Annotated in this window: 6 protein-coding genes; all 6 read right to left on the minus strand. The window is 55.5% G+C overall.

Annotation, left to right across the window (positions count from 1 at the left end):
• Window positions 1–42: 42 nt before the first annotated feature.
• From EV672_RS18770 to EV672_RS18480, 6 genes are read right to left on the minus strand one after another with little or no spacing between them, the layout of a single operon-like run.
• The gene (locus tag EV672_RS18770; RefSeq protein WP_166643641.1) at window positions 43–1086 is read right to left on the minus strand and encodes a conjugal transfer protein TraH; all 1044 of its coding nucleotides are present in this window, start codon (window positions 1084–1086) and stop codon (window positions 43–45) included.
• 16 nt (window positions 1087–1102) lie between these two features.
• Complete coding sequence (locus EV672_RS18460; RefSeq protein ID WP_133611403.1) at window positions 1103–1948, minus strand: conjugal transfer protein TraF; 846 nt, start codon at window positions 1946–1948, stop codon at window positions 1103–1105.
• Complete coding sequence (locus tag EV672_RS18465) at window positions 1942–3903, minus strand: conjugal transfer protein TraN (RefSeq protein ID WP_133611404.1); 1962 nt, start codon at window positions 3901–3903, stop codon at window positions 1942–1944. Before EV672_RS18465 ends, EV672_RS18460 begins: the two co-directional genes overlap by 7 nt.
• 26 nt (window positions 3904–3929) lie before the next feature.
• Window positions 3930–4580 carry a type-F conjugative transfer system pilin assembly protein TrbC gene (gene trbC / locus EV672_RS18470; protein WP_133611405.1) on the minus strand — a complete coding sequence of 217 codons (651 nt, stop codon included), beginning with the start codon at window positions 4578–4580 and terminating at the stop codon, window positions 3930–3932.
• Between the two features lie 16 nt (window positions 4581–4596).
• Window positions 4597–5607 (minus strand): conjugal transfer pilus assembly protein TraU, encoded by a 1011-nt coding sequence (traU, locus tag EV672_RS18475; protein WP_133611406.1) that lies wholly within the window; start codon window positions 5605–5607, stop codon window positions 4597–4599.
• Window positions 5604–6113, minus strand: a complete 510-nt coding sequence (locus EV672_RS18480; RefSeq protein ID WP_133611407.1) for a hypothetical protein — start codon at window positions 6111–6113, stop codon at window positions 5604–5606. The genes traU and EV672_RS18480 overlap by 4 nt, the downstream gene beginning before the upstream one ends.
• Window positions 6114–6375: the final 262 nt, after the last annotated feature.

The raw sequence follows: 6375 nt of genomic DNA on the forward strand, positions 1-6375 counted from the left end.
GCATCAAAAAGCAGCAGAGTAGGTTGAACACCTGGCTCAGTTTTAGATCGGCACACCCATCAAAAGTGGCTCAGTTTTCGGTCGGCGCCAACACTTCTGTGGGAAAGATTCGATCGTTTCACCTGCGGGATCCATCACCATCTTCACGCACGCTTTGTCGGGCGGCGGGGTAGCCGTGTCGCCAGCACAGCGCCACCAATTCTTGATCGTCACCTTGCCGCCAGGCGCATCTTGGTTGCCCTCCAGCAGGAGCTTCAAACTGGTGATGGAGGGATCAATGACCTGTGGGACGCTGGCCCCTTCGGTGTCCGACTTTGCCGCCCGTCGAACAACCGTGCCCACCAGGTTGATCAGCAGCTCTTTTTCAGCCAAGGTCAGGGAGGTGCCGGACAAGGCATCCCACATCAGGTTCGTGTCCCTGGCGGCGACTTGCGCTGTCTTTGGATTGGCTGCGTTGGCGACGTTCAAAGATGCCGCATTTGACTTGCAGTTCCCTTGCGCTTTGTTGTAATCGACGCCCTTCATCAGCTCGCCCATGATGCACTTCTGGGTATCGCTTTGCGTGATCACGCCTGTTGCGCCCATGATCAGCTCTTGGGCCGCTTCACACGAATTGACGTTGGCCTTGTTCACAAACCGAGAGATGGATTCCAGGGTGTCCAGAACCCCCTTGAGCTGAGGACTCAACGATGAAAGCGCAGCCTGAAACAGCAGGCCAACCGTGGCGTCTCCGATTGCCTCCAGCATCTCCTTGAACTTGTCCTCGTTGATGTACGAGAACGATCCCAAGCGAGCATCAATGCCGCCACAACCCGCCGAAATGGAAGGCAGCTGCATGCTGACCAGCTGGTAGTTCCTTGAAGGGATTCGCCACTGAATGTCACCACCGCTGATCACGCCCATGGACTGGCTTCGGAAGGATCCAGGTCCATTGACCGAGGCCATGCCGCCCATGGACTTGAACATGTTCTCCATCTGCGTATCCAGCGCTGCCGCTTGACTGGCTTGGTATGCCCCAGGCGTGAACACCAGACTGGCCGCGATCGTGGCCAGCACTGCTTTCTTGTATGTGCTTGTCTTTTTCATGCTGGCTCTCTACCTGCTATTGCTTTGCTACCTGCGCTGCCCGAACCTCAACAACCTTGTCGATGCGCTCCACCAACTCCTGCCCAGACATGACGCCAAACCCAAGGGGCATCAGCTCTCGCTTCTCCGGCCTGACAAGTGCAGTGAATGGCGTCCGGAACTCACCTGGCTTCAGCCGCATGTCAGCAATCAGCCTGGCGACCATCCCGTTGTCTTGTTTCGCGTCAGGGTACTCAGGCAGGCCCTGCCCATCAAGGGAAATAGGCAAAACTTTGAAGCCATACTTTTCCTGAAACTCCCGCAGGATTGGGGCGAACGCGTGGCAGTACTTGCAGTCGCTCCGGAACACGAAGAAGATGCCGTGCGTCTTGGCCAGCGAAACAACTCGCTGCTCTGCCACGTTGGTCTTCTCCTGGTCATGCACTCGCATTGCGACAGGGTTGGTGGGGCGCCCACCATCGAGCACACGGCTGAACTGAGGGTTCGCCCAAGCAACAGTGCGACCGATGTCGGCAAAATCAGAGGACTTCTTGCGCACCTCGTACCAAACGGCAAGAAAGTGCTTCATGTTCTCTTCGGTCGGCTCCATCACGGCAATCTGCATGCTCTCAGTCAGCTCCTTCTGGAGCGCTTCGTGAGCTGCCAGCGCGGGGTGCTTCGCTGCAGGAGGCTTATCTGGGACAGAACTGGGTGGCTGCGCTGCCTCAGGTGCTGGCTTCTTCGCCTGCTTTGGATCCTTGTACCAAAACCACCCCTCCTGCCCGCGATCAATGGCATGCCTCTGCTCAACCTCTTCCTGAGCGGCATGCGCAGACAAGGTCAACACAAGAAGTGAATAAATAAACCACTTGAGTTTCAGCATTTCCCAGCCCCGTAATAGCAATTCTTTGATTTAGCTGCTGCTCCGCTTTGAGCCGCAGGCAAATTAGGCATTGTTGCCTTGATGTCTTTAATGAACTCGCTAAAATCCATTGCTGCAAAGTCCATGCGCTGGATTTCCTCGATAGACAGACCAGAGCAATCCGGAGATTTGTCGGCACCCCATCCACGACCGATTTGAGGGCGCCCCTGCTCGTGGATAATTCTGACCAACTTGGAACCAAAGCAGCAATGATTAACTGACTTCCGCAAGCATCCCAGCACGGTTTTCGAAGAGCAATACTCACCCATTGCGTGGCATTTGCCTTCGACCTTCCTAATCGCAAGGTCCTTTTCCTCGCTGCTGCACGCAAAACTTGCGATATCTGCGGGCAAAGGATTCACTGGGTCCAGCTTCGAGTCCAAATCGCAGCAATCAATCAACCCTGCAATTGGCTTATCGCACTTGAATTGCTTCCCAACGAATATGATGGGATTCCCGCCATTTGCACTAAAGTCTTTTGAAGCTTGACGGGTCGCTTCCAAAATCGCCACTGATTTACCAAATCCCGTATTCGGTGTGTAAGACTGGTCGTAGCAAGACCCTCCCTCACAGAAAGTTGTGCTATCTGCACAAGTCACTGCGGGAGATACCGTAGCCGCTTTCGTTTCGCACATGTATGGCTGACTTTGGCTCAGGCAATTTCCTGCAGCATTCTTTGCGGTGCATGATGAATTCCCGCTTGGTGTACAGCCTGCCAAGGTAGATGGCTCGCAAGTAGATGTCGGAAGCCGATCACCACACTCGTATTGGTTGCTCCATTTCCAGCAGCTCCGATACACCGGAATGCTCTTGATGAGCCTAGTCTCTGGCCCCTCAATGCAATTGCTTGCGGATCGGAAGCAGTAGCTCTTGTTTTCCATCATCGCGCCCATGCCCAGCATCTGGTCGGCACTTAGCGAGACCTGTCCGTCTGGGCGTTGCGCCGACGATGGAATGTTATTTTCGAAGGTGCTGCATCCGTCGATATTGTCGTATGCCGTCAGCTTTTTTGGCTTATTGAATGTCATGTTCGCTTCCCAGACACCATTTCCGGGCCATTCAAATCGAACAACTTTGTTGCAATAGCTCAACCCATCAGGACAACCCATGCCGTACTGATAAACATTGACGCCTCTGCATCCGCCGCCCCAGTGCGGGCTGACACTCCCCATATAGCTGTAACTAGGGGGAGGATTGACCATGTCAACGTCTGCGCTCTGCCACCCTGCGCAAGCGCCCTTTCCTCCTGCGGCATAGAACTGAAAGGTCATTTTTCCGTCTGTTCTACCTGCTGGACACAGCACTTGAACATACATTTGGTCAGGCCCACCCTTTGATACATTTGCCGTAGCGATGACCTGGCCTGCATCGCACTCGATGGCGCCTTCAGGCATGACAGACCGTGTCCTCGTGCACACAGCAGCATTCGCCCAATAGTTGAAATTTACGGAGCAGCTTTTTTCAACATACTCTGCTGGAGCGGTAATTGTTGCGTCCGTGACCGTGCATGCAGAGTATTGTTTTTGAATGTCTCCGACGAATGCCACTGGATTATCAGTAGCGGCTTTCCCCTTCAACACCGGGCTATCAATTTTGATATACCCACTCGGGACAACGACTTGTGATTGCTTGAGGGCTGCGCACTTTGGGCTCTTTGGGCCTGGTCCAGAGCACGCCGTCTGCGCATCTGCTGCCTGGCTGTTGATCGCATTCGTATTCCCGTACAACCCCATCTCCGGTGGAGTTTCGGTGTACCCAGGCATGGAACTTTTGAGCCCTGCTGCAGCGCTTCCATCCGAGATGCCGGGCGACGTCGCCCCCATCATCTTCCCCGCCAGCGCCTTGCCAGCGTTGAATTGGTCTTCAGGTGTGCCAGCAAGCCCATGAACGCACAAGGCCGCAAAGGCTGCGGCCAAGATGGATCGAACGGCTGTTGTCGCTCTCACATCGCCCCCCGTAGCTTCTTGAGGTACGTCTGAGCCGTTGCGGCCATTGGCCGATCCTGGAGCTGCACAGACTCAAGAAACGACTCCAACGAAACATCCCCCGCCAGCTTTGAATAGGCAGCATCACTGGCGCCTGGCCCAGTCAGGACGTAGGTCGGCACCACGGTCACCTGGTACGCAGCAAATGACTTCGGGTCGATCTTCCAAGCGACCTTTGCATCGCCCATCACCTCCTTGATCTTCATCGCTGTTTTCGTCAGAGAGCGATCATGGAAGCCCCGAATCACCAGGGTGGCCCCGCAGATGCTGGCCTGCCTGATGATGTTCTTGATGCTGCCGTCAGGCATGCCCAAGCTCACGAATGCGAGCAAGCCCTGTGGGCGACCATCCCCTGGTTTTTGTGCCTGCGCCAGGGCCTGCTGCCCCTGGTATTGCTTCATCAACGCCTCGATGTCCAGCTTGGCTTTGGCTGGATTTGACTTGTCCTGCTGCAGGTCAATCTTCGGCATCACCGGCTTGGGAGCATTGGCAATTGCGCCCGCGCTTGGCATGACCCACTCGCTCCCAAGTTCAGCCGCCTTGTTCTGGGCCAGCGCAATCTGACTCACCATGCCCAGCACCACAAAGCACATCGTTTGGAATTTCATGTCTGTGCCTCAAAAATCAGAATGCGCAGCAATTGCGCTTGCGGAACATCAGGTAAGCAAAGTCTTCACCCTTAAACGGGTATTCGCGGCCAGAGCCCCATATGGCCGTCGTTCGGCCAAGTGGTTGGCACCCACTTGTGTATGGAATCGGATAGGTCATGTGCGTCTTGTACGCACGCTTGTCCATGATCGGATCCACCACCGGACCACACAGAGCCTGTGAGCCGTGATACCGCTTGGCCAGACCTTGACGGTGCATCTTCAACATGAACCGCTGCATCAGAAGGCTTGACCCCTGCGTGCCGCTCACTTGGTACTGGATGTGCCCATTCAACGGATACATCATTCCATTGCACCCCGCGCACCAGAACATCTCTTTGATGCCAAAGTTCACATTGGCCTTGGCACAATCCGCAACGCAAGTCAGCATCATCACTGGGTTTGCGAACAGAATGGCCTCCGGGTTGAGGATGGATGCCATTTCGTCGTCTTCCCAGATGGGGTCCAGCTCGGTCATGTACGCGAGGTCGATAGACCCTTTCGCTTGGCACATGCTGTCAAAGCCGACATCCAACACGTACAGCAGTGGCGTGTCGAAGTAATGCACCTGATAGACGGACCAACCAGGTCCCCCATTGGCTTCATCCCGAAAGCGCGATTCACGCCCGTGTGCAACCGCAGGTATGCCAGCATCCACGCTGATGCCACCAAGGCTCACCAAGCAATATGGAGCCCGAACCACCTCCAGCGTTTTTACGGGCTCCCAAAACCCGATGGACAGGCCTGGAATGGGGGGAACCAACTGGCACAAACAAATTGGCGACGGTGGGTTCTCGATATCATCCTGACCACCGATGGCAATTTGTGCCGCGCCGATACTGATTGGGAAAATGCACTCCCAACAAACATCGGTGATTGGATTCATGAACTTGCCCTGGCACAGCGCGGCATCGAGCCCCGCCTGGGCACTATTCGCTCCCAGAAGCACACCCAGCGCGAACAGCCATCGGACAAGTGCACCCCTCATGCCAACACTCCACCGCTGGCGGGAGTGGCTCGCGAACGGGCACGTTTCGTCTCATGTTCAACCAAGCGCCTCTGAACCATGTTGTCCACAGGGTTCTGCCAGTTGAAGAACCAGCCAGGCAACACCGCGGCGATCACCCCTTCCAACGCAAGAACGATGGCAATGCAGTTCGACAAGTCCGACTTCATTCCAGCCGCGCCAGTCACCTGGACGTACTTCGCGAATGCTTCAGCAGCATCCTCAAAGCCCCACGTGTTCAGACCTTGAGCATTCAGTGCGGCCAACACCCATGCGATGCCGATCAAACCAACGATGACCAGAGCTTTCCTGACGATCCACTTTCCAAGCGATAGCGGCTCGATGAGCATGAGCTGGGGATTCAGTGCGCGAGATTGATTGCGCAGCTCGTAGAGCTGCACCAGGTCATCATGCGACCTGGGATCCAGCCGCCTGATGACACGCAAGTGCAGTGCTTCTGTGAGTTGAAAGATGCTGAACGGCTTCATGGTTTGACCTCACGACTTTGGCGGGACTTCAGTGATGCGCAGACGCTTGCCGTCCTGCTCCACCCATGCCGGGACATGGCTGATGCCGAATCGCTCAACCAAGACCCCTTGTTGATCGAAATACACCCGCCACTTCCAGCGCCTGCCCAGCTCCAAAGGAGCGCCCGAGTGTTGGCGCCGACCGAAAACTGAGCCACTTTTGATGGGTGTGCCGATCTAAAACTGAGCCAGGTGTTCAACCTACTCTGCTGCTTTTTGATGC

The organism is Aquabacterium commune (assembly GCF_004362855.1).
Taxonomy (GTDB): Bacteria; Pseudomonadota; Gammaproteobacteria; order Burkholderiales; family Burkholderiaceae_C; genus Aquabacterium; species Aquabacterium commune.

Excerpts from the sequence above, each read along its gene's own strand:
- EV672_RS18770 (WP_166643641.1), bottom strand. The coding sequence starts at position 1,086 with ATGAAAAAGACAAGCACATACAAGAAAGCAGTGCTGGCCACGATCGCG.
- EV672_RS18460 (WP_133611403.1), bottom strand. The coding sequence starts at position 1,948 with ATGCTGAAACTCAAGTGGTTTATTTATTCACTTCTTGTGTTGACCTTG.
- trbC (WP_133611405.1), bottom strand. The coding sequence starts at position 4,580 with ATGAAATTCCAAACGATGTGCTTTGTGGTGCTGGGCATGGTGAGTCAG.
- traU (WP_133611406.1), bottom strand. The coding sequence starts at position 5,607 with ATGAGGGGTGCACTTGTCCGATGGCTGTTCGCGCTGGGTGTGCTTCTG.
- EV672_RS18480 (WP_133611407.1), bottom strand. The coding sequence starts at position 6,113 with ATGAAGCCGTTCAGCATCTTTCAACTCACAGAAGCACTGCACTTGCGT.